The sequence below is a fragment of the Desulfovibrio intestinalis genome, from assembly GCF_014202345.1.
GTDB classification, from domain to species: domain Bacteria; phylum Desulfobacterota; class Desulfovibrionia; order Desulfovibrionales; family Desulfovibrionaceae; genus Desulfovibrio; species Desulfovibrio intestinalis.
In genome coordinates, this window is record NZ_JACHGO010000002.1 from 157,785 (window position 1) to 176,786 (window position 19,002).

The window sequence follows — 19,002 nt, forward strand, 5'->3', positions numbered from 1 at the left end:
ACCACAACGCGCGTCAGCCAACACGGCGCGCCTGCTTTTTGTGAAGATGTATGAAGCAAAACCTCTGGCTCCAGCAGCTGTTTGCCCTTGTCCGTAAGGAATTTCAGCAAATCGTGCGCGACCCGTCCTCCTATCTGGTGGCCGGGGTTTTGCCGCTGATCTTTCTGCTGCTCTTCGGGTTTGGCATCACGCTGGATGCGGGCGTGCTGCGCCTTGCTGTGCTCAATGAAAGTGGCGGCAGGCATTCCCTGGACCTTGCAGCCAACTTTGCGCACTCGCCCTGGTTTTCCACGCATGGCGTCGGCAGTATGGACGAGGCCGCCCGGCTAATGCGCGATTCTGGCGTGCAGGGAATTCTGGTGTTCAGGCAGGATTTCGACGCGGCGCTGGAGCGTGGCGGGGTGGGGGAACTGCAGGTTCTGGTGGACGGATCTGAACCCAATACGGCTCAGTATATCCAGAGCTACAGTCAGGGGCTTGTGACCCGGTGGCAGACCACGTCCTTGCCCGGCGGTGTGGCGGCGCAGCAGCCCATTAATCTGCAAACCCGCTTCTGGTACAATCCTGCGGCCAAAAGCGTGCAATTTTTGGTGCCGGGGGCCATTACGGTTATCATGACGCTCATCGGCACCTTGCTGACGTCTCTGGTTTTCGCCCGCGAGTGGGAACGCGGCACTATGGAGGCAATGTTTGCAACGCCGGTCAGCCGCATGCAGCTGTTGCTGGGCAAACTCATACCCTATTTCTGCATGGGCATGTTCAGCATGGCCCTGTGCGCAGGGGCGGCAGTGCTGCTTTTTGCCGTGCCATTTCGCGGGTCCTGGCTGGTGCTGTTGTTGCTGTCTTCAGTCTTCATGCTCAGTGCGCTTGGACAAGGGTTGCTGATTTCCGTGACGCTGCGCGGGCAGCTTGTGGCCGCAGAGGCTGGCCTGTTTTCTGGTTTTCTGCCAGCGCTGCTGTTGTCGGGTTTTGTTTTTGACATCAATAGCATGCCTCCCGTTTTACAGGCCCTTACCCGGCTGTTGCCCGTCAGTTATTTCAATACCTGCCTGCGCACCATTTTTCTGACAGGCGATGTGTGGGAGATTTTTGCTCCCAGTTTGGCTTTTATGGGGCTGCTGGCTGCCATATTGCTGGGGCTGGTTTACAAAAATCTCGTCAAAAGGCTGGATGTGTGATGGCGGGGCGCAGCACGGTATCTTCTGCTTCCCCCCTGGCCAAGGGGTTTTGGGCGCGGGCGGCTGCCCGCCTTGGCGATTTTTTTCCTCGCCTGAATGTGCGGCGCATGGCCGTCATTGTGCGCAAGGAACTGCTGGTACTGCTGTGCAACCGCGTTTCGCGCATGCTTATTATTGTGCCGCCCCTCATGCAGATTGTGATCTTCGGCTGGGCAGCCACGATGGAAGTGCGCAATGTGGACGTGGCCGTGCTCAACTACGACAGCGGGCGCTGGAGCCGCGACATACTACACGCCATTGAAGGGTCGCCTACCTTTCGCGGCGTCGGGCATTTACAGGGCGAAGGGCAGATACGCCCGGCCATAGATCAGCAAAAAGCGCTTTTTGTACTGGTTTTTGATGAGGAATTTTCGCGCCGCATTGATAGGGGCGAACCAGCGGAGGCGCAGGTTATTCTGGACGGACGGCGCTCCAATGCCGCGCAGATTGCGGCCTATTATCTTGAGCGCATGGTTGCCCAGGTAGCGGCTGCCACGCCGCGCGGTGAGGCCATGCAAAGCGCTGCCGCCGAGGTTCCCCGGCTGGATATACGCATGCGCTGCTGGTTTAACCCCAACCTGGAATTTCAATGGTTTTTTCTGCCCAACCTGATCGGCATGTTGAGTTTTATGCTGGGGCTGGTAGTCACAGGGCTTTCCGTAGCGCGTGAACGTGAGGTGGGCACTTTTGACCAACTGCTGGTTTCGCCTGCCATACCCACTGAGATTGCCCTGGCCAAGCTGGTTCCCGGCTGCCTTATCGGCATGATACACGGCACCATATTTTTACTTATTTCAGTGTTTGGCTTTGGCGTGCCATTTACCGGGTCAGTGGTGCTGCTCTATCTGGCCATGCTGGTATTTGCGGCAGCTGCGGGCGGGGTGGGGCTTATGGTGTCCTCACTGTCGGCCACACAGCAGCAGGCTTTTCTGGGCGCGTTTACAGTGGGGGTGCCCTGTATACTTATTTCAGGCTCAGTGACGCCCGTTATGAATATGCCCCTGTTTTTGCAGCATGCCAGTCAGCTGAATCCTTTGCGGCATTTTACGGCCATCACGCAAGGGGTTTTTCTTAAAGACATCACCGTGGCTGCGGCGGCGGTCAGCCTGGGCAAGATAACCTGCATCAGCATTGTGACTGTGGGCGTGGCGGTATGGATGTTCCGGCGCAAGGCATAGGCGGTTTCAGGCGGTAACCAGCCGTTGTGGAGGCTTACGCGCCGCCCGTCTGCCCCTTGTTTTCCGCTGTTTTCTGCCGTTGCGCACTGTTGCGTGTTGTTCGTGCAGAATAACGGTTTGTCAGAGCTGGAAGTCAAATATATAAACGTCGGCTGGTTTTTGCAGACCAGCCGACGTTTTATGGTTTTGCGGCCCGGTAAGGCCGAGTTTGAGCTGAATATTGTCAGGATTGGCTGTGGCCGGAGCCGAAGCCTTGCGCCACATGTTGCTGCATCGAGCCTTGGGGCGCCTGGTCTGTGGTATGTGTTCCGGTATGTGCGGGGGTATCTGTTACGGCATGTGCGGTGCCCTGTCCGGCATGCGCTGCCGTCTGGGTATTGGCCTGAGGGTTTGCCTGAGCGGTTTGTGCACCCTGCGCGCCTGCCACTGCATGAGAAGCAGGGGGAACTGCCTTGGGCATGCCGCTGTCTTGTCCTGTTGGGGTGGGGTGCGGCACCCGCTGCACTCTGCCCACAATGGTGGCTATGACCACAATGGAGTAGACGTAGGCAATAAAGCCCACCAGCACCACCGCATTTTTGGCGATCCAGGTGTTGGGCGTGATGTCGCCGTAGCCTATGGTCAGAATGGTGATGTAGCTGAAATAGAAAAGATTGTTGATGGCATTTTCGCCTTCGCCCAGACCGTTGAAGGAGCCGGGGGTGGCAAATTCAATGGCCAGGAAGAGGTAAAAACCGCAGTAGGCGATGAGCATGAGGCCGCACACGGCCGCGTAAACTATGCGGGTGGTGACCATATGGGCGCGGGCAATTTGCCGAAAAACCTCAAGAGTCACGCTGCCAAAAAAACAGATGTAAAGCAGCAGCACTTCCGCCAGCAGACTGCTGGCAAAAAAGAGGTTCAGCGACCGACAGATCATCAGCAACACGCCAAAAAGCACGATGAGCCAGATGACGCGCCTTTTGAATTCAAAGAGCACCAGTCCGGCCAGCAACTGAAACGGCAAATAGATGGACTGGGCCATGCCGCCATATATATTGTCGGGGAAAAAAATGTTGAAAACAAAAACGCAAAGAAGGGAAGCCATCAACATCTCAAACCGGTAAACATAGAGCTTTGCGCGATAAGAATTCAGTTTTTGCAGCATGGTACCCCTCACTAGGAGGCGATACTACAAATATTGTTACCGTCGGGCAAGGGGGGACAAAGTCCTTTTTGTGGACACGAAAGCCCGCGATCCGTAAAGTGATTCTGGTAAGATCTGTCAGAGCAGATTATCTTTAAGAATTCATATGTTGAAAGCTTGAAAATGCCCCATCTTCATTTGTGGAGACACACAAACAGTGCCGCGTCCTCGTGGCGGGTAGCGGCTCACGCCGCTACAGGGCAATTTCAAAATGCTTGCTCAAGAAAATAATGGAGAATGCCATGCCCTTTTTTTGCCGTTTTAAAACTACATGGGCGCTGTTTTGCCTTCTGGCTCTCTTGGGGCTGTCGTCCTTGGCCAGCAGCGCCCAGGCTGTGCCTGTGACAACCAAATACTACAGCCTCGAATTGCCTGCCGACTGGGTGGTGGTTAACGGCCCAGGCAAGGTGAAGGATGCTATTCAGGTTCTGCTTGGCCAAAAGGACCATAAAGCCTCGATTCTTATAATCGTCGGCCCTGCCAAGGCAGGAGAAGCCGAAGCCGCGGTCAAGGCCAATGCGCAGCGTCTGGGTGGAAGCACCCCGGTACAGCGCCAGGGCCAGTGGGAATTCACTTTTGAGCAGCAGGGCGTCAAAGGCTACGGAATCGTGCGGGAAGACAAGGCTTCAAATGTGCTGCTCATGATGCTGGTCAGCGGCGATCTGAAAATGGCCAACTTCGTGTACAATATTCGCGGTCCTTACAAGGCGCTTATGCCCTTGAAGCCGCAATTGCCCTAGAGCAAGTTACGGATGAACGGCAGATGGCCGTTCATTGAAAACGCCCGAAGACGCAAAGGTCTTCGGGCGTTTTGTATTCTGTTTTCAGAGAAACCCTTGGAACAGTCAACAGTTGATCTGTTTACAGCAAATAGCAAAAACCGCTAGAGCACTTTAACTTTGAAAAAGTCTAAATGCTCTAACGCTGCACAAGCGTGCAGCGCGCCGCAACGCGGCGTGGATTCTGCCGAAAATCGCATTTTCGGCAGAATGACAACTTTGAAATGTAATGCATTTCAAAGTTAATCTGTTCTAGTTGCAGAGTGCCTAACGGATAAAGTTGGTAGCATCCCAGGATTCAGGGGTGGGCGGATTGATTCCGGCGGTCTTGCCAGCGGCAATGCATTTGACAAGCCACGCCATATTGTCGCCAAGGGTACGCATGATCTGCATGCCTTCCTTGTCCTGCACCACTTCTTCGGCATTGTTGCCGTGCACGGAGTTCCAGTACTGCGAAGAAACCACGGGCATGCGGGCAATGGTGAAGTACTTGTTCAGCCTGTCGAAAGACGCGCTGGCCCCACCACGACGGCAGCTTACAACGGCTGCTGCGGGCTTGAAGGCATAAGGCGCGGATTTCATGAAGAACACACGGTCCAGCAGCGCGCAGAGCGTAGCGTTGGGGCCTGCATAGTACACGGGGGAGCCAACAACCACGCCATCAGCGGCGCGCAGCAGGTCAATCACGTCATTGACCGGGTCATCTTTGAAGATACAGTAGCCCGTATCTTTGCATTTTCCACAGGCAATACAGCCGCGTATGACTTTGGATCCGATCTGGATCATCTGGCTTTCGACGCCGTTCTTTTCCAGTTGCGTTGCAACGGTTGACAGCGCCGTGAAAGTACAGCCCTTGGGATGCGGGCTGCCGTTGATAAGAAGCACCTTCATAAAGAACTCCTTTTTTAGCCGTTCAGGCATCATGCTCGGGCGGCAGATTTTTTAAAAAAGTTATCAGATCCGTTGTATTGTGGCCTCTGCATGCCAGATAACAGCCAGTATATTGCGCATGGGTCAGACTGGTCTGGTACGCCGGGTAGCGCCGTGTGGCGGAGGCAAAGGGCAGGCGCAAAACTGCTCCGGCTTTGGGGTGTATGGGCAGCCAGAAGTCTTCAAGCGGGTGCACATAGGCACGCCGGGTTTCTTGCGGCAGGCCGCCCAAACCGAGCAGGCGCAGCAGGCTGTCGGCCACATGAAACAGCAAGGTACGGCCCGGGTGGTTAACGGTGATGAAAAGCTGCTCTTGCTGCCACAGTTCACGCAATAACGGCGCACAAACAATAGGGCTTTCGACCTGCTTTTCTTCTTCACGCCGCAGGCTTTCTTCTGCCACGGCGGCCACATCGCCCATAATGGCTGGTGTGGCGCGCAAGTATACATGCAGCGCTTCTTCCGGGGTCAGACCACGCGCAAGCAGGCTTTCAAGCAAGCTGTCGCCAAAGTTGATGTCCGTCTTGTTGGTCCAGAACGGCCAATATCCTTTAAAAAAAAGATTTGGAATTTCAATAGGCTGACAGCTCTTTGGCAGGCGGGGCAGAATCTGATCGGTGGAAATGTCGCCCCATTTTGGAGCAAGGCGCTGATAAAGAAAGAGCGCGCATTGGTTCAAATTGCCGTCGTCAATATTTTCCCGCGTGTAATTGACGTAATGGCGGACGGCAAAGCGCCGCGCAAAGGCCGGGGTGTTCTCCAGCAAGGGCCGCAATGCTTCGCCCTGGCAATTGGCGTGCAGAAGACAGAGAGCCTGTGGCATGGGAATTTTCCGTGGCGGGTAAGGCTGGCCTAATTTGTTTCCAGATAGGTGGCGCTTTGCGCGCCCTTCTCGGAAACAGTAACGCTGTACAGGCGTACAAGCTGTGCCTGCGGGTCGTCGTGGGCTGCCAGCAACGCTTCCATGCCCTGCCAGATATGGCGCGCCAGATTTTCCGATGAAGGATTTATGCGGTCAAAGGGCGGCGTTTCGTTGAGCAGGCGGTGGTCAAGGGCGTCCAGCACTGCTTTGAGGCCTTTTTTCAGTACCTTGAAGTCCAGCAGCATTTCGGTGCCAGCAGCAAGTTTTTCGCCTTCTACGGTAAGCTCCACGGCAAAATTATGGCCGTGCATGCGCTCGCACTTGCCTTCGTAGTGTCGCAGCGCGTGCCCTGCGGAAAAATCATCTCGTACCGTAAGACGCCAGAGTTTTTTTGACATCAGGACAATATCCTGTAGACCACGAAGGCCGATAAAATGACAACAATAATGGCCAGCACAATGCGTGCGTTCTGGTTCCACTGAAAGTTGGGTGTTTCGACATCCAGATCAGGGTCGCCCGTGGATGGGGGAGTGAAAATGCGCTGTAACCAGGAGAAAAAAGACATGTAATACCAGCATTTTTAGGGTTTTGCCCACGGGCTTTTCTTTTGCCAGAATAGCAACTGCGTGAGATTTGTCAAAACAAGCTTACGGGGCGTCGGCCCCTCAGGAGCGTATTGACGCCCGCCCTCGCCCTTGCCACACTGGCCTCATGAAATGGCCTCTTGTTACCATAAATACCGAGTCCGGCACAGTGCGGGCCGTGGCTCCCTCGCTGTTGGCGGTGAGCCGCGCCACAGATGTTCCGGCTTTTTACATGCCCTGGTTCATAAAAAGGTTACAGGCCGGGTATGCCTGCTGGGTCAACCCTTTCAGCGGCAAGCCGCAGTATGTGTCGCTGACTCGCGCCCGCGCCGTTGTCTTCTGGAGCAAGAATCCCGGATCTCTTATCCAGTACCAGACAGAGCTGGAGGCGCGCGGGTTTGCCTACTATGTGCAGTTTACGCTTAACGATTATGAGGCTGAAGGCTGGGAGCCGGGACTACCGCCAATTTCACAGCGGGTAGAAACGTTCCGCCAGCTGGCGGGTTTGTTGGGGCCGGAACGTGTGGTGTGGCGGTTCGATCCTCTTATGCTGGCCGCCAACTCCGGCAGCCGTATGCTCACCTGTGAAGATTTGCTGGATCGGCTGGAGCGGCTGGCTGCATCCCTTGCGGGCTGCACGACAAAACTTGTTTTCAGCTTTGCCGACATTGCTCCTTACCGCAAGGTGGCGGGTAATTTGCGGCGCAAGGGTGTAATCTGGAGAGATTTTACGCCTGCCGAAATGCGCTATATGGCGGCAGCCATAGCGGCCATTTGCGCTCGGAATGGCATGCGGGCCTTCACTTGCGGCGAAAAGATAGATCTGTCTGCTCAGGGTGTGGCCCACAACCGTTGCACTGACCCTGAACTCATACTTCGCCTGACTTCCCGTCACCCCGATATACTGGATCTTTTCGGCCTTGCCGCTGCTGAACAAATGGGGCTGCCGGGCGTGCGCAGCGTTTTGGGCTCTTCATTGGAAGCAGAGTATTCCCGTGATTCCGGCCAGCGGGCGGTCTGCCTGTGTGTGCCCTGCAAAGACGTAGGCCAGTACAACACCTGCCCGCACGGCTGCATCTACTGCTATGCCAACACCTCAGAAGTGGTGGCGCGCAAGAATTTTCATGCACACAACGTGGACGGGGAATCCATAGCGGCCATGCCCGGCAACGTTACCGGAAAATAAGGCCAGGGCATCCCCAATGGTTGCGAACTGCAGATGGGGAAGCGTGTTGACTGATATATGACATAGTCATATATTTCGTCAGTCATACAATTGCTCTGGCATGCCAAAATACGGAGAAGCAATGCACGGCGAATACCTCGAAGAATCCTATATTCCCTTTCAATGCTTGGTAATCAGCGCGCTCAACAGGTTTAGTGTTGGCGGCGTATCCACGGCGCAGTATCAGGTGCTGGACGCTCTGGCATCCTGTGAAAGCAAAACCACCAAAGAACTGGCAGCTCTTCGGGGCATATCGCAGTCAGGGGCCTCAAAGCTGACCAAGCGCTTGCTTGATAAAAAATACATTGAACAGAAAAGAAGCGAGCATGACAGGCGTTCGTACCACATATCTATCACAGATGAGGGAAGGGGCTTTCTTGAGCGGGCCGAAAAATTCAGAAGTGAAATTCTTGTGCGCATAGAAGACGCTTTGTCGCCAGAGGAAATCAAAATGTTTTCCGATCTTTGCCGCAAGATTACTGGTTCGGAAAATTCGTGCTGCAAAGAGTGAAATAAAAGAGGAACACGCTGATGAAATTTACTGGCAGTATAGTTATCGTTACCGGGGCCTCCACTGGCGTTGGTGAAGCAATCGCGCAGGCTTTGTTCGAGCATGGCCTTACGGTCGTCATTACGGCACGCGGGCTTTCTGGCGCTGCAGACACCGCCCGGCGTATTGATCCTTCAGGTGCGCGGGCTGTGGCGATGGAAGTTGATGTCAGAGACCACCTTTCAGTGAAAAATCTTGTGGATTCCGTAATGAAGCGCTTCGGCGCGCTCCATTACATGGTCAACAATGCGGGTATTACCGGGCCGCACGGCGTATCCATCTGCGATTACAGCGTCGACGACTGGCAGGATGTCATGCAGACGGACGTGAGCGGCGTCTTTTATGGTATGAAGTACGCCATACCCGCCATACTGGCGTCTGGAGGCGGCGCAGTGCTCAACCTGTCTGCCGTGAACGGAGCCGTAGGCATACCCGGCATTGCGCCGTATACCGCAGCAAAGCACGCGGTGCTCGGCCTGACCCGGTCAGCTGCCTTGGAGTATGCGACGGCCGGGGTGCGCATTAACGCCATCGCGCCGGGATATGTAGACACACCACGCATGAAGGAACTGCCGGATGATGTGCGTCAGCAAATGGCGGCAACGCACCCCATGGGACGCATGGCCGAACCGTCTGAAGTTGGCAGGACGGCAGCCTTTCTTTTGTCCGATGAAGCCTCTTTTATCACTGGCGGATTTTATCCTGTGGATGGCGGGTATACTGCAAGATAGCGCTGTGTTGGCAGGGAGTTGCCATGCTGTATCAGGTAAATTCTTTCAAAGTTACTCTGCTCTAGGGGCTATTTTTAAATAATTCTTTTGTCCAACTGGCTACGTCAAAAGACCATTTTTTACTCCCGTCATGTACCGCAAAAGTGCACTCCTCTCGTAAAAAAGCCTTTTTCCTTGCCCTTGGCGCAAAATTATTAATCTAGAAACAGCCCCTGTACGGCGGGGCATGAAAAAACAGGCGTGGCGTTCTCCAGCAGAGAACGCCACGCCAAATATATTTGCGCCCAAAAGGGCAGACTTAGTCAGCCGAGTTACATGCCCAGATAGGCGGTGCGCACTTCTTCACTTTTCAGCAAGTTGGCGGCGCTGTCGCTCATGACAATGCGGCCATTTTCCATCACATAACCACGGGTGGCAATGCGCAAAGCCTGGTTGGCGTTCTGTTCCACCAGAAAGACCGTGGTGCCGTTGGCGTTGACCTTCTGGATAATGGAAAAAATCTGCTGAATTATAATGGGCGCAAGACCCAGCGAGGGCTCGTCAAGAAGCAGCAGCTTGGGGCGTCCCATAAGGGCGCGGCTGATGGCCAGCATTTGCTGCTCACCGCCAGAAAGCGTGCCGCCAGCCTGCTTGCGGCGCTCTGCAAGAATGGGAAACAGGGTGAACACATAGTCCAGATCGTCCTTGACCCCGTCCTTGTCCTGCCGCAAAAAAGCTCCGAGATCCAGATTTTCGCGCACGCTCAAATCAGGAAAGATCAAGCGGCCTTCCGGCACCTGAGAAATGCCGAGAGCCACGATTTCGTGCGGGGGCAGCGTATGTATGGGCTTGCCGTACCAGAATATTTCACCCTGACGTGGACGGTTTATGCCGCACACGGTCATGAGAGTGGTGGACTTGCCCGCACCGTTGGCCCCGATAAGGGTTACGATGTCACCTTCATCCACCTTGAGAGAAATATCCCGCAGGGCCTGAATATTGCCGTAAAAGGTATCAACGTTACGCAGCTCAAGCATCGCTTTCTCCCAGGTATGCCTTGATGACGCGCGGGTTGGCGCGTATTTCTTCGGGTTTGCCGGTGGCGATGCACGAACCGTACTCCATAACGTAAATACGGTCTGAAAGAGACATAACCATGCCCATATCGTGTTCAATCAGCAGAATCGAAAGCTGCTGATTGTCACGGATAGAGCAGACCAGATCCTTGAGCTCGTTGGTTTCCTGCGGGTTCATGCCTGCGGCGGGTTCGTCCAGCAGCAGCATGCGCGGCTCCGTGGCCAGAGCGCGGGCAATTTCCAGCCGGCGCTGCGCGCCGTACGGAAGGTTGCGCGCGGCTTCATTCCAGAAGTCTTGCAAGCGTACAAGTTCCAGCAGGGCGTAACTTGCGTCGATGCTCTCCTGTTCCTCACGGCGGCTGCGGCCGTCGCGCATGATGGCGCCCATAATGCCCGTGCGTGTGCGGCAGTGGCGGCCAATCATGACGTTTTCAAGCACCGTCATATCGCTGAAAAGGCGAATATTCTGAAAGGTACGGGCCATGCCCATAGCCGTGATGACGTGCGGCTTTTTGCCGTTGAGCAACTGGGGTTCGCCCTGGCTGTTGTGAAGAAACATCTTGCCCTCGGTAGGGGTGTAGATGCCAGTCACACAGTTGAAAAACGTGGTTTTACCAGCGCCGTTGGGGCCGATAAGAGCTACAATTTCGCCGCTGTTGACTGTGAGCGACAATTCGTTGAGCGCCCGCAGACCACCGAAATCCTGCGACAGATCCTGCACTTCAAGTACGGGTTTCATTGGCGGCCTCCTTCAGTGCCGTGGAGGGCGCTGATGCGGTACCGGCGGCGTTCACCGCTGATAAGACCCTGAGGCCGGAAAATCATCATGATGACCATGATGGCTCCGAAAATAAGCATGCGATACTCTGAAAAGGCCCGTAAATATTCCGGTGCGAGAATAAGAATGAGAGCAGCTATGGCCACGCCCGTAATGGAGCCCATGCCACCAAGCACCACCATAGATAAAATCATGGCTGATTCCATAAAGGTGAAGCTTGACGGATTGATGTAGGTGGTCTTGGCCGCAAAAATAACTCCGGCAAAACCAGCCCAGCAGGAGCCGAGGGCAAAGGCCGAAAGTTTGACGCGCATGATGTCGATGCCCATAGCTTCACAGGCTATTTCATCTTCGCGCAGGGCTTGCAGCGCCAGGCCCACTCGTGAGTTTTTGAGCCTGCTGATAACCACGATAGTAACCACCACCGCCACCAGTACAAGGTAGTACACATAGGTAGTGCTGGTGCTGATGTCCATCTGCATGCCAAAAAAGCCGGGGCGGGGAATATTACTCACGCCGCGCGGCCCGCCTGTGAGGCTGGTCCAGTTTTGCAGGGCCAGACGCACTATTTCACCAAAACCAAGTGTGACAATGGCAAGATAGTCGCCGCGCAGGCGCAGCACCGGGAAGCCCAGAGCCAGGCCAAAAATAACGGCTACAAAGCCGCCAATGGGCAGGCATACCCAGAAGCCAAAGCCGAAAAACTGGTGCAGAAGGCCATAAGCGTAAGCACCCACGGCATAAAAAGCCACATAGCCAAGCACGAGCTGCCCGGCAAGGCCAACCACGATGTTCAGACCCAGAGCCAGCATCACATAGAGCAAGGCCGAGATCATGATGTTGGTCTGGTAAAATGAACTCACCAGAGGCATGGCAATCATGATTGCCGCAAGAACCGCCAGGCTGGTCATCATGAGCTTGGGCTTTTGCGACAGGGCGGCCATGGCGGGGCCAAGTCCAAAACCATCAGGAAGTTTGATGATGGCAAGACCTCTTGCCTTGCGTGAGAAGCACCAGTCCCAAAGCATGGCAAGCCCGAAAATGGCTATGCCCAAAAGTACGATACGGTCCAGACGCCAAGAGACTGTGCGTTCAATGGTGTTCAGCTTGATGCCAAGAACGGGCAGCGTGAGCAGCATGAACCAGAGTGCCGCAATAGCGGCCTTGATAACTCTTTGCATGGCTACACCTTCTGCACTTTGGCTTTGCCCAGAATGCCGTCGGGCCGGAAGATAAGGATGAGGATCAGTATGGCAAAGGCCAGCATGTCCTCATAGTTGCCCGAAAAGTATCCAGTCGTGAAGCTTTCGGCCAGTCCCAGCACAAGGCCGCCAAGCATGGCTCCGGGGATGGAGCCGATGCCGCCAAGCACTGCCGCCGTAAAGGCTTTGAGACCCGCCAGAAAGCCTATGCCAAAGTTGACCTGCCCCATATGGGAGGCAATGAGCACGCCGCCCAAAGCCGCCAGGGATGAGCCAATGATAAATGTCAGCGAAATAATGCGGTCGGCGTTGATGCCCAGCAGCAGAGCCATTTTGCGGTTCTGCGCCGTAGCGCGCATGGCTTTGCCCATTCTGGTGTAGCGGATGAAGAGCGAAAGGGCCAACATGGCCAGGGTGCTGACCATCAGAATGAGAAAATCGCTGGGACCCATAACGTTGCCGATATGGTCAAGAAATTCCATTTCCGGAAGCAGGTTCGGAAAGGGCACAAAGTCCGCCGTCTGAGCCAGCAGCACATAGTTCTGCAAGAAAATGGACATGCCGATGGCGGAAATAAGGGGCGAAAGGCGGGGGGCGCCGCGCAAGGGCTTGTAAGCCACCTTTTCGAGCGTGTAGCCGTATGCCGCACACCAGACGATGGCCGCCAGGGCTGCAACTATCAGAATGCCCCCGGCGGGGAAGCCGTACACGCCCAGCACTCCGGCTACCAACAGGGCCGTGAAGGCACCGAGCATGTAAATTTCGCCATGCGCAAAGTTGATGAGCTCAATAATGCCATAAACCAGGGTATACCCCAGGGCAATGAGCGCGTAGATACTGCCTCTGGTGAGCCCACCAAAGAAAAGTTCTATAAAAAATTGGATATCCATGCCGTCCCGCGTGCCAGAAATCAGTTGTTCACTGGCATAAGTTCCGTTGTGCCGTCGGCCGGGGCCGAAAATGCGTGCGAAAACGGGGGCGCGGCCTTGGCCGCGCCCCCCTTGATCATCTATTCAAGGACGATGCTGTGGTCGAGTTCCACAAACTTGCCGTCTTTGACCTGGTAAATGGAAAGGCCCATGCCAGCGGCATCACCCTTGGCGTTGAAGCTGAGCTTGCCCAGCGGGGTGTCCACCTGGTTTTCGCGCAGAACGTCCTTGATCTTGGCGGTATCGGTGCTGCCGGCCTTTTCCATTGCGGCCAGCAGGCACTGGGCCGCTGCATAGGCGTTGTAGTAGCCGAAGCCAGGTTCGCTGCCGAAAGCCTTGATGTGGGCTTCACGCGCCTTTTTGTATTCGGGCAGGGTGCTGGTGTCCTTGGGGTAGGAGGCGTATGTGCCTTCGCTGTCCTTGCCAGTCATCTTGAGGAAGGTTTCGTCCTTCACGCCGTCGGGGCCGATGAGCGGGGTCTTCAGGTTGTCGCGGCGCATCTGCTGCAACAGCTTGGAGGCCACGGGCTGGTAACCGCCGAAAACAATGATGTCGGGCTTGGCGCGGCGCAGTTTGCGCACCACAGCGGAAAAGTCCACGGCATCAGGAGTAACGGCTTCAAAAAGCACGGTTTCCGTGCCGCCTTTTTCCATTATTTCGCGGTTCTTATCGGCAAAACCCTTGCCGTAGTCACCGTTATCGTGCAGGTAGGCGACTTTTTTGACCTTGAGGTTGTTGAGCATGAAGTCGCTGGTCAACGAGGCCTGGGCATTGTCGTTGGCCACTGTGCGGAAGAAGAGCGGGTTCTTGCCGTCTTCCGTCAGACCAGGCGTGGTCGCAGTGGGGGATACTGCAATAAGGGCGGCTTCCTGAAACATTGGCAGCGAAGCCTTGGTGGGGCCAGAGCAGATGGGGCCAACAACGGCGTCAACTTTATCGGAAATAAGTTTGGTTGCAGCGTTGGTTGCCATTTCAGGCTTGCACTGGTCGTCCTGAGCCACCACTTCAATGGTGCGGCCAAGCAGCCCGCCCTTGGCATTGGCTTCGTCCACAACGATCTTCACAGCGTTCAAGCTGGGCACGCCGTAAGAGGCCAGATCGCCGGACTGGGCACCCTGAACGCCGATCTTGATGGGATCAGCAGCCTGAGCAGGCGCGGCCAAAGTCACGCAAACAGCCATTGCGGCAAGCCATGTCATACCTTTTTTCATCTGCCCCTCCTACGAGAAATTGTGCGCGCAGACTTTGCACGTCAGATTAGATGAAGGCTTTTTTATTGCCTTATTGCAGACCTTCTGTCAATGCGAGGTTCCGGCGTTTGTCAAGTCTCAACTGGGTGATGGGCATGGTTGCGGCCCATGTAAAACAGAAGTTCGAATGCGTTTTTTTCACATTCGAACTTCTGCAAACATATGCGGCGTGACAGCAACACCTGGTCAGGAACTGGCTGTCAAAAACGGCGCTATTTAGTTTTTTTCTTGTGGCTTGAACGCAGGTGTAACCGCATGGGGGCGTGGCTGATTTCAAATATTTTTCGCAGAGCCCGTTCAAGGTAGCGAACATAGCTTTCAGGCACGCGCTCGGAATCGCTCACGAAAAAGACAAAGGTCGGCGGTTGGGATTCAGCCTGGGTAAGGTAGAAGAACTTGGCCCGTGACCTTTTGACCACAGGGGGCTGGTGGCGGGTAAGCACTTCTTCCATCGCGCGGTTGAGCTTGCCCGTGGAGATACGGACGCTGCATTCTTCATGAATTTTTTGTGCCAGAGGCAAAATCTTGTGCAGATCCTTGCCCGACAGGGCAGAAACCAGCAGAACAGGCACATGCTGGCAGAAAGACAGCAGTTCGTTGATATTTTTTCTCAGCTGATCCAATGCGTTGCGCGGGGCAAGGTCGCATTTGTTGATAAGGATCATAAAGGGGGTCTTACGCGTGTTGAGCATGTCCATCAGGCGCTTGTCCTGTTGGCTAACGCCTTCGGCGGCATCCAGAGTCAGAAGGGTAACGTCTGCCTTGGTGGTCGACTTGATGGCCGAGTTGACCGAATACTTTTCAACGTTATCCGTAATTTTTGTGCGCCGACGAACACCCGCCGTATCGACAAAGGTATAGTCTTTGCCATTCTTGGTGAAGCGTACGTCCACGCTGTCACGGGTGGTGCCAGCCACGTCGGAAACAATCATGCGGTCTTCGCCCGACAGCGCGTTGATAAGAGAAGACTTGCCCGCGTTGGGGCGTCCCAGCATGGCCAGGCGCAGCGTTGGCGGGGCCGGAGGCTCTTCGGAGCTTTCTTCGGGCAGCAGGGCGGTGAGGTCTTCAACAAGGGCATTCATGTTGTGGCCATGCTCGGCAGAGACGGCCAGCAGGGGAAAGCCCAGGGCGTGAAACTCCGCCATGCGCTCGTCTTCGTGCTCCGCGCCGTCTACCTTGTTGACGACGCAAAGCGTGGGCAAGCCCTTACGCCTGACATGCGCGGCCAGATGTTCGTCCAGCGGCAGCAGGCCATCGCGGCCATCCACAACAAAGGCCACGGCGGTCGCGTCTTTCAGCGCTGCCTCGGTTTGGTTCAGAATATCCTGCTCAAAACCGCGAATGCCCTCCGGGCCTTCAACCACCATGGCGTGAGCGTCAAGCGTGATGCCGCCTGTGTCCACAATGCCGAAGACGGGCATGTCCTTGCGCCGTACCACACCGTCCATACGGTCGCGGGTGATGCCGGGCCTGTCGTGGGTGATAGCGCGATTGCTGCGGATGAGACGATTGAACAAAGTGGACTTGCCCACATTGGGGCGGCCCACAAGAATGATGCGTGGCAGATTTTCAGCCATGACGATAACCTTGTGGCGGCCTGAAGATGAGGCCGCGTGCAGTGCGCGGGGCGCATTTGTGTGGCCCGCCAGTGCGGACTCTAATGTAAAAGAGAAATTGTAGCACCATCGTCGCCCAATGGGAAGACCCCGCACTGGGGGGCCGACGGTGAGGCCAGTGTGGCGCCACAGTCAATGGGTTCAGGCAGGGAGCGCAGGGCACGTTGGCCTGTCCAGGCAGGCAAGCTGGTAAACGCCTGGCTTTCGGGCAGAACCATCCGCAGCGCGTGCAGATACAGCGCAGTTCCTGGTCGGCCAGTGCCGTATTTGGCGTCGCCAAGCACTGGGTACCCCAGATTTGAAAGCTGGGCGCGTATCTGATGCGTGCGGCCTGTAAGAAGACGAATCTGCACGAGGCTTGCTCCGTCTTCAACCTGTATGGGCCGTACCAGACAAAGCGCTTCTTTGCCTTCGGGGGCGTCTGCGCTTACAGCGCACATTTTTTCGAAGCCGCGCACGCTGTCCTTACGCAAAAAATGCCGCACAAGGCAGGTTTCTTCATGGGGCCAGCGGCCTGTAATCCAGGCCACGTACTCCTTGACCATGTGCTGCCCGCGCAGGGCACGCTGGGCTTCATCCAGGGCTGCGTAAGAGGCGGCCACAAGCAGAATGCCAGAAGTTTCCCTGTCCAGCCTGTGTACAGGGGTGGGCATAAAGCTTGCTTCTGAAAAATGCTGTGCCAGCCGTGTTGTCAGGCTGTCTTCGTGCCCGGTACCGGGATGGGTAGGCAGCCCTGCGGGCTTGTCAAAGGCCCACAGGTAGCCGCTGGTGCCCACAAGAGGAGGCAGAGGCGGCGCGCTTGCAGGGTCTTTATCACTGCGTGCTTCGCGTACGGGTTCAGGCAGCGCCGAGTCGCACTGCGCGGACATCCTTATGGCAAAGGGGGGCAGGCGAACAGTATCGCCAGCCTGTACGCGAGAAAAAGGTTTGCATCGGCCACCGTTTATCCTCACCTGACCAGTGCGCACCCAGCGGTGCAACATGGCTTGAGGGAGATTAAGACGGCGCTGCAAAAACTGTAGTAACTTTTGGCCGCTCTCGGTCTCCTGCACAACGGGGCATTCAGTTGCGGGAGAGTCCACGGCCAGAGTAGGGGGAGGGTTATCGTCCGACATGGACACACTTTGTCGCAAAGCACAGCCCGCGTCAAGGGGCATGCTTTGCATGGGGTTACATATAGCGGGCGTCTTCAAGCTGTACGGTTTTATCTGTGTGCATTTCTATCCAGTTTTTGATGTGAGCGCGCCAGGACGCGCGTCCTAGGTGTTTCACCCGCAGCATGTCCCGGTCAGCGGTAACCAGAAGATCAGCCAACGACGTTTCCATATCTTCGGCGCAGGCGCTGCCGATGGACATGCGTATCGGAATATTATCCGGGTCGGTATTATACTCCTCAAAGGCTTTATTAATACGTTCAATGGCAACCGTAAGTTGCTCTGGCAGGCATTCCGGCAATATGGCGACGAATTCGTCACCGCCCATGCGGGCGATACAGTCAACGGCGCAAAGGCTGTGGCGCAAAATAAGCGCTGCCTGGCAGAGCATTTTGCTGCCTTCGGGATGCCCCAGATGGTCGTTAACCAGCTTGAGACCGTCCATATCGCAGAAGATGATGCTGACTGGGCGCACTTTTTGCTGCTCCAGCCTCTCTACTGTCATTCCGTAGTAGGCGCGACTGCGCAGGCCGGTAAGGGCATCATTACGCACCAGGTCTTCAAGCCTTGCGCGGTCGCCCTGACTGGCGCTCACATCTGTATGCAGTCCCACAAGGCGGGTGGCCTTCCCACTGGCGTCCCGATGGGTGACATAGCCCCGGCTTAGAATCCAGGCCCATGCGCCGTCGCCACGAAGCATCCGGTAGGTACATTCGAAGTTGTCGCCATATGCGGCGGTTTGGATGATTTTCATCTGCTCGGAAATGATATTTTCAAAATCATCAGGGTGAACTTTGCTGATCCAGGATTCTGCCACATGAGGAAACGCGTCATTATCATATCCCAACATTGAAAAGTAACGCGGGCTGAAATAGATGGCATTGGTGCTGGTGTCCCAATCCCATAGTCCGTCACTTGCAGCGTTGAGGGCCAGTAGCAGGCGGCTGGCATCAGTAAAAGAATCTGCAGTTTGAGTCTGCGGGGGGGCGTCCATAACAGGTACAACGACGGGGCCGAATGTTTGTTTGTCAATGACGGTCAGGCTACCCACCAAAATAGAACCACGGCCAAAAATATCGCGCTGTAAAACCAGCATTTGCGCACGCACCATAAGATTGTCTAACGGGTAAATAAGCTCCAGGTGCGGGCCTTGTGAGCCATTGAGAACTTTTTCTACTGATTCGAGATATGAGGACAATCCCTCCAGGGGGCAGTGGGTCAAAAATTCTTTCATGCTGTGGGGGATATTGTCTTGAAGCCGCAGCTGGGTGACAGCTCCAGAGCTCAAAAAAAGTCTGTCTGACGGGATATGCCATTCCCACACAGGATCGCGGGTTTCAATTTGTATGAATTGGGCGAAAAGACTCGACTGTTTGGGCATAAAAGGCCTTTTTTTGATTTTTGGTCAAAAAAATTAATATGTTGAAAAGATATGGCAAATGGCAGGCGAAGAATACTTTTTGGAATATGTGCAAATTACATTATTGGGTAAATACGGTTAAAAAATACCCTGTATAAAGGTAAAAATCTAGTACTAGTTACCAACATTGGTGTTGAGGTGATTTTTTTTAACTTATTAGATTAGTTAGGGTGTCCCAGGTATGGAATGATTATGCCATTGCCGCATCTGCCGCTCAGATTGAGATGGAAATTAGTATTCTATTACGGCATCGTGTTAATAGAATATTTTAGCAACGCTGATATGCGTATTAGAGTTAATTTATTGATAAACTGAGAGCGGTCGGTGTTGGGGTATAGTCCTGCCAGCAGTTATAG

The 19,002-nt window shown here is 55.0% G+C and carries 19 protein-coding genes; 6 read left to right on the forward strand and 13 right to left on the reverse strand.

From position 1 onward, the window contains the following. The first annotated feature begins 50 nt into the window (after positions 1-50). Positions 51-1,178 carry an ABC transporter permease gene (locus HNQ38_RS03520; protein WP_183718037.1) on the forward strand — a complete coding sequence of 376 codons (1,128 nt, stop codon included), beginning with the start codon at positions 51-53 and terminating at the stop codon, positions 1,176-1,178. Then, positions 1,178-2,395, forward strand: coding sequence for an ABC transporter permease (locus HNQ38_RS03525; protein WP_246387974.1), 1,218 nt, complete (start codon positions 1,178-1,180; stop codon positions 2,393-2,395). Before HNQ38_RS03520 ends, HNQ38_RS03525 begins: the two co-directional genes overlap by 1 nt. 223 nt (positions 2,396-2,618) lie before the next feature. Here the strand turns inward: HNQ38_RS03525 and HNQ38_RS03530 are convergent, their stop codons facing one another. After that, positions 2,619-3,482 (reverse strand): ion channel, encoded by an 864-nt coding sequence (locus tag HNQ38_RS03530; protein WP_246387975.1) that lies wholly within the window; start codon positions 3,480-3,482, stop codon positions 2,619-2,621. A 341-nt stretch (positions 3,483-3,823) separates the two neighbouring features. Between HNQ38_RS03530 and HNQ38_RS03535 the strand changes: the two genes are divergently transcribed. Beyond that, complete coding sequence (locus HNQ38_RS03535; protein ID WP_183718039.1) at positions 3,824-4,321, forward strand: hypothetical protein; 498 nt, start codon at positions 3,824-3,826, stop codon at positions 4,319-4,321. 306 nt (positions 4,322-4,627) lie between these two features. Here the strand turns inward: HNQ38_RS03535 and HNQ38_RS03540 are convergent, their stop codons facing one another. From HNQ38_RS03540 to HNQ38_RS03555, 4 genes are read right to left on the reverse strand one after another with little or no spacing between them, the layout of a single operon-like run. After that, complete coding sequence (locus HNQ38_RS03540) at positions 4,628-5,251, reverse strand: flavodoxin family protein (RefSeq protein WP_183718040.1); 624 nt, start codon at positions 5,249-5,251, stop codon at positions 4,628-4,630. Positions 5,252-5,273: 22 nt separating this feature from the next. Continuing rightward, positions 5,274-6,113, reverse strand: coding sequence for a WcbI family polysaccharide biosynthesis putative acetyltransferase (locus tag HNQ38_RS03545; protein ID WP_183718041.1), 840 nt, complete (start codon positions 6,111-6,113; stop codon positions 5,274-5,276). A gap of 29 nt (positions 6,114-6,142) precedes the next feature. Continuing rightward, positions 6,143-6,550, reverse strand: coding sequence for a 6-carboxytetrahydropterin synthase QueD (queD, locus tag HNQ38_RS03550; protein WP_183718042.1), 408 nt, complete (start codon positions 6,548-6,550; stop codon positions 6,143-6,145). Next, positions 6,550-6,717, reverse strand: coding sequence for a hypothetical protein (locus HNQ38_RS03555; RefSeq protein WP_183718043.1), 168 nt, complete (start codon positions 6,715-6,717; stop codon positions 6,550-6,552). The genes queD and HNQ38_RS03555 overlap by 1 nt, the downstream gene beginning before the upstream one ends. 146 nt (positions 6,718-6,863) lie before the next feature. Between HNQ38_RS03555 and HNQ38_RS03560 the strand changes: the two genes are divergently transcribed. From HNQ38_RS03560 to HNQ38_RS03570, 3 genes are all read left to right on the forward strand, one after another. After that, a complete protein-coding gene (locus HNQ38_RS03560; protein ID WP_183718044.1) occupies positions 6,864-7,922 on the forward strand; it encodes a DUF1848 domain-containing protein in 1,059 nt (352 codons plus the stop codon). A 121-nt stretch (positions 7,923-8,043) separates the two neighbouring features. After that, a complete protein-coding gene (locus HNQ38_RS03565; protein ID WP_183718045.1) occupies positions 8,044-8,472 on the forward strand; it encodes a MarR family winged helix-turn-helix transcriptional regulator in 429 nt (142 codons plus the stop codon). 20 nt (positions 8,473-8,492) lie between these two features. Next, positions 8,493-9,242 (forward strand): SDR family NAD(P)-dependent oxidoreductase, encoded by a 750-nt coding sequence (locus HNQ38_RS03570; protein WP_183718046.1) that lies wholly within the window; start codon positions 8,493-8,495, stop codon positions 9,240-9,242. 311 nt (positions 9,243-9,553) lie between these two features. On the opposite strand, the gene HNQ38_RS03575 is transcribed toward HNQ38_RS03570, so the two are convergent. The 8 genes from HNQ38_RS03575 to HNQ38_RS03610 all read right to left on the reverse strand — a co-directional run bounded on the left by HNQ38_RS03575 (position 9,554) and on the right by HNQ38_RS03610 (position 18,607). Continuing rightward, entirely contained in the window at positions 9,554-10,258 is a 705-nt protein-coding gene (locus HNQ38_RS03575) for an ABC transporter ATP-binding protein (RefSeq protein ID WP_183718047.1), read from the reverse strand. Next, complete coding sequence (locus HNQ38_RS03580) at positions 10,251-11,036, reverse strand: ABC transporter ATP-binding protein (RefSeq protein ID WP_183718048.1); 786 nt, start codon at positions 11,034-11,036, stop codon at positions 10,251-10,253. Before HNQ38_RS03580 ends, HNQ38_RS03575 begins: the two co-directional genes overlap by 8 nt. After that, complete coding sequence (livM, locus tag HNQ38_RS03585) at positions 11,033-12,256, reverse strand: high-affinity branched-chain amino acid ABC transporter permease LivM (protein ID WP_183718049.1); 1,224 nt, start codon at positions 12,254-12,256, stop codon at positions 11,033-11,035. Before livM ends, HNQ38_RS03580 begins: the two co-directional genes overlap by 4 nt. Before the next feature lie 2 nt (positions 12,257-12,258). Further along, positions 12,259-13,167, reverse strand: a complete 909-nt coding sequence (locus HNQ38_RS03590; protein ID WP_183718050.1) for an ABC transporter permease subunit — start codon at positions 13,165-13,167, stop codon at positions 12,259-12,261. A gap of 119 nt (positions 13,168-13,286) precedes the next feature. Continuing rightward, positions 13,287-14,417: a branched-chain amino acid ABC transporter substrate-binding protein gene (locus HNQ38_RS03595; protein ID WP_183718051.1), complete on the reverse strand. Its 1,131-nt coding sequence runs from the start codon at positions 14,415-14,417 to the stop codon at positions 13,287-13,289. A 251-nt stretch (positions 14,418-14,668) separates the two neighbouring features. After that, entirely contained in the window at positions 14,669-16,033 is a 1,365-nt protein-coding gene (gene der, locus HNQ38_RS03600; RefSeq protein WP_183718052.1) for a ribosome biogenesis GTPase Der, read from the reverse strand. Between the two features lie 80 nt (positions 16,034-16,113). Beyond that, the gene (locus HNQ38_RS03605) at positions 16,114-17,187 is read right to left on the reverse strand and encodes an RluA family pseudouridine synthase (RefSeq protein ID WP_183718053.1); all 1,074 of its coding nucleotides are present in this window, start codon (positions 17,185-17,187) and stop codon (positions 16,114-16,116) included. A gap of 55 nt (positions 17,188-17,242) precedes the next feature. Then, the gene (locus HNQ38_RS03610) at positions 17,243-18,607 is read right to left on the reverse strand and encodes a sensor domain-containing diguanylate cyclase (protein WP_183718054.1); all 1,365 of its coding nucleotides are present in this window, start codon (positions 18,605-18,607) and stop codon (positions 17,243-17,245) included. Positions 18,608-19,002 lie beyond the last annotated feature (395 nt).

Excerpts from the sequence above, each read along its gene's own strand:
- HNQ38_RS03590 (WP_183718050.1), bottom strand. The coding sequence starts at position 13,167 with ATGGATATCCAATTTTTTATAGAACTTTTCTTTGGTGGGCTCACCAGA.
- HNQ38_RS03565 (WP_183718045.1), top strand. The coding sequence starts at position 8,044 with ATGCACGGCGAATACCTCGAAGAATCCTATATTCCCTTTCAATGCTTG.
- HNQ38_RS03520 (WP_183718037.1), top strand. The coding sequence starts at position 51 with ATGAAGCAAAACCTCTGGCTCCAGCAGCTGTTTGCCCTTGTCCGTAAG.
- HNQ38_RS03575 (WP_183718047.1), bottom strand. The coding sequence starts at position 10,258 with ATGCTTGAGCTGCGTAACGTTGATACCTTTTACGGCAATATTCAGGCC.
- HNQ38_RS03525 (WP_246387974.1), top strand. The coding sequence starts at position 1,178 with ATGGCGGGGCGCAGCACGGTATCTTCTGCTTCCCCCCTGGCCAAGGGG.
- queD (WP_183718042.1), bottom strand. The coding sequence starts at position 6,550 with ATGTCAAAAAAACTCTGGCGTCTTACGGTACGAGATGATTTTTCCGCA.
- HNQ38_RS03595 (WP_183718051.1), bottom strand. The coding sequence starts at position 14,417 with ATGAAAAAAGGTATGACATGGCTTGCCGCAATGGCTGTTTGCGTGACT.
- HNQ38_RS03570 (WP_183718046.1), top strand. The coding sequence starts at position 8,493 with ATGAAATTTACTGGCAGTATAGTTATCGTTACCGGGGCCTCCACTGGC.
- HNQ38_RS03560 (WP_183718044.1), top strand. The coding sequence starts at position 6,864 with ATGAAATGGCCTCTTGTTACCATAAATACCGAGTCCGGCACAGTGCGG.
- HNQ38_RS03530 (WP_246387975.1), bottom strand. The coding sequence starts at position 3,482 with ATGGCTTCCCTTCTTTGCGTTTTTGTTTTCAACATTTTTTTCCCCGAC.
- HNQ38_RS03555 (WP_183718043.1), bottom strand. The coding sequence starts at position 6,717 with ATGTCTTTTTTCTCCTGGTTACAGCGCATTTTCACTCCCCCATCCACG.
- HNQ38_RS03580 (WP_183718048.1), bottom strand. The coding sequence starts at position 11,036 with ATGAAACCCGTACTTGAAGTGCAGGATCTGTCGCAGGATTTCGGTGGT.
- HNQ38_RS03535 (WP_183718039.1), top strand. The coding sequence starts at position 3,824 with ATGCCCTTTTTTTGCCGTTTTAAAACTACATGGGCGCTGTTTTGCCTT.
- HNQ38_RS03545 (WP_183718041.1), bottom strand. The coding sequence starts at position 6,113 with ATGCCACAGGCTCTCTGTCTTCTGCACGCCAATTGCCAGGGCGAAGCA.
- HNQ38_RS03605 (WP_183718053.1), bottom strand. The coding sequence starts at position 17,187 with ATGTCGGACGATAACCCTCCCCCTACTCTGGCCGTGGACTCTCCCGCA.
- der (WP_183718052.1), bottom strand. The coding sequence starts at position 16,033 with ATGGCTGAAAATCTGCCACGCATCATTCTTGTGGGCCGCCCCAATGTG.
- livM (WP_183718049.1), bottom strand. The coding sequence starts at position 12,256 with ATGCAAAGAGTTATCAAGGCCGCTATTGCGGCACTCTGGTTCATGCTG.
- HNQ38_RS03610 (WP_183718054.1), bottom strand. The coding sequence starts at position 18,607 with ATGCCCAAACAGTCGAGTCTTTTCGCCCAATTCATACAAATTGAAACC.
- HNQ38_RS03540 (WP_183718040.1), bottom strand. The coding sequence starts at position 5,251 with ATGAAGGTGCTTCTTATCAACGGCAGCCCGCATCCCAAGGGCTGTACT.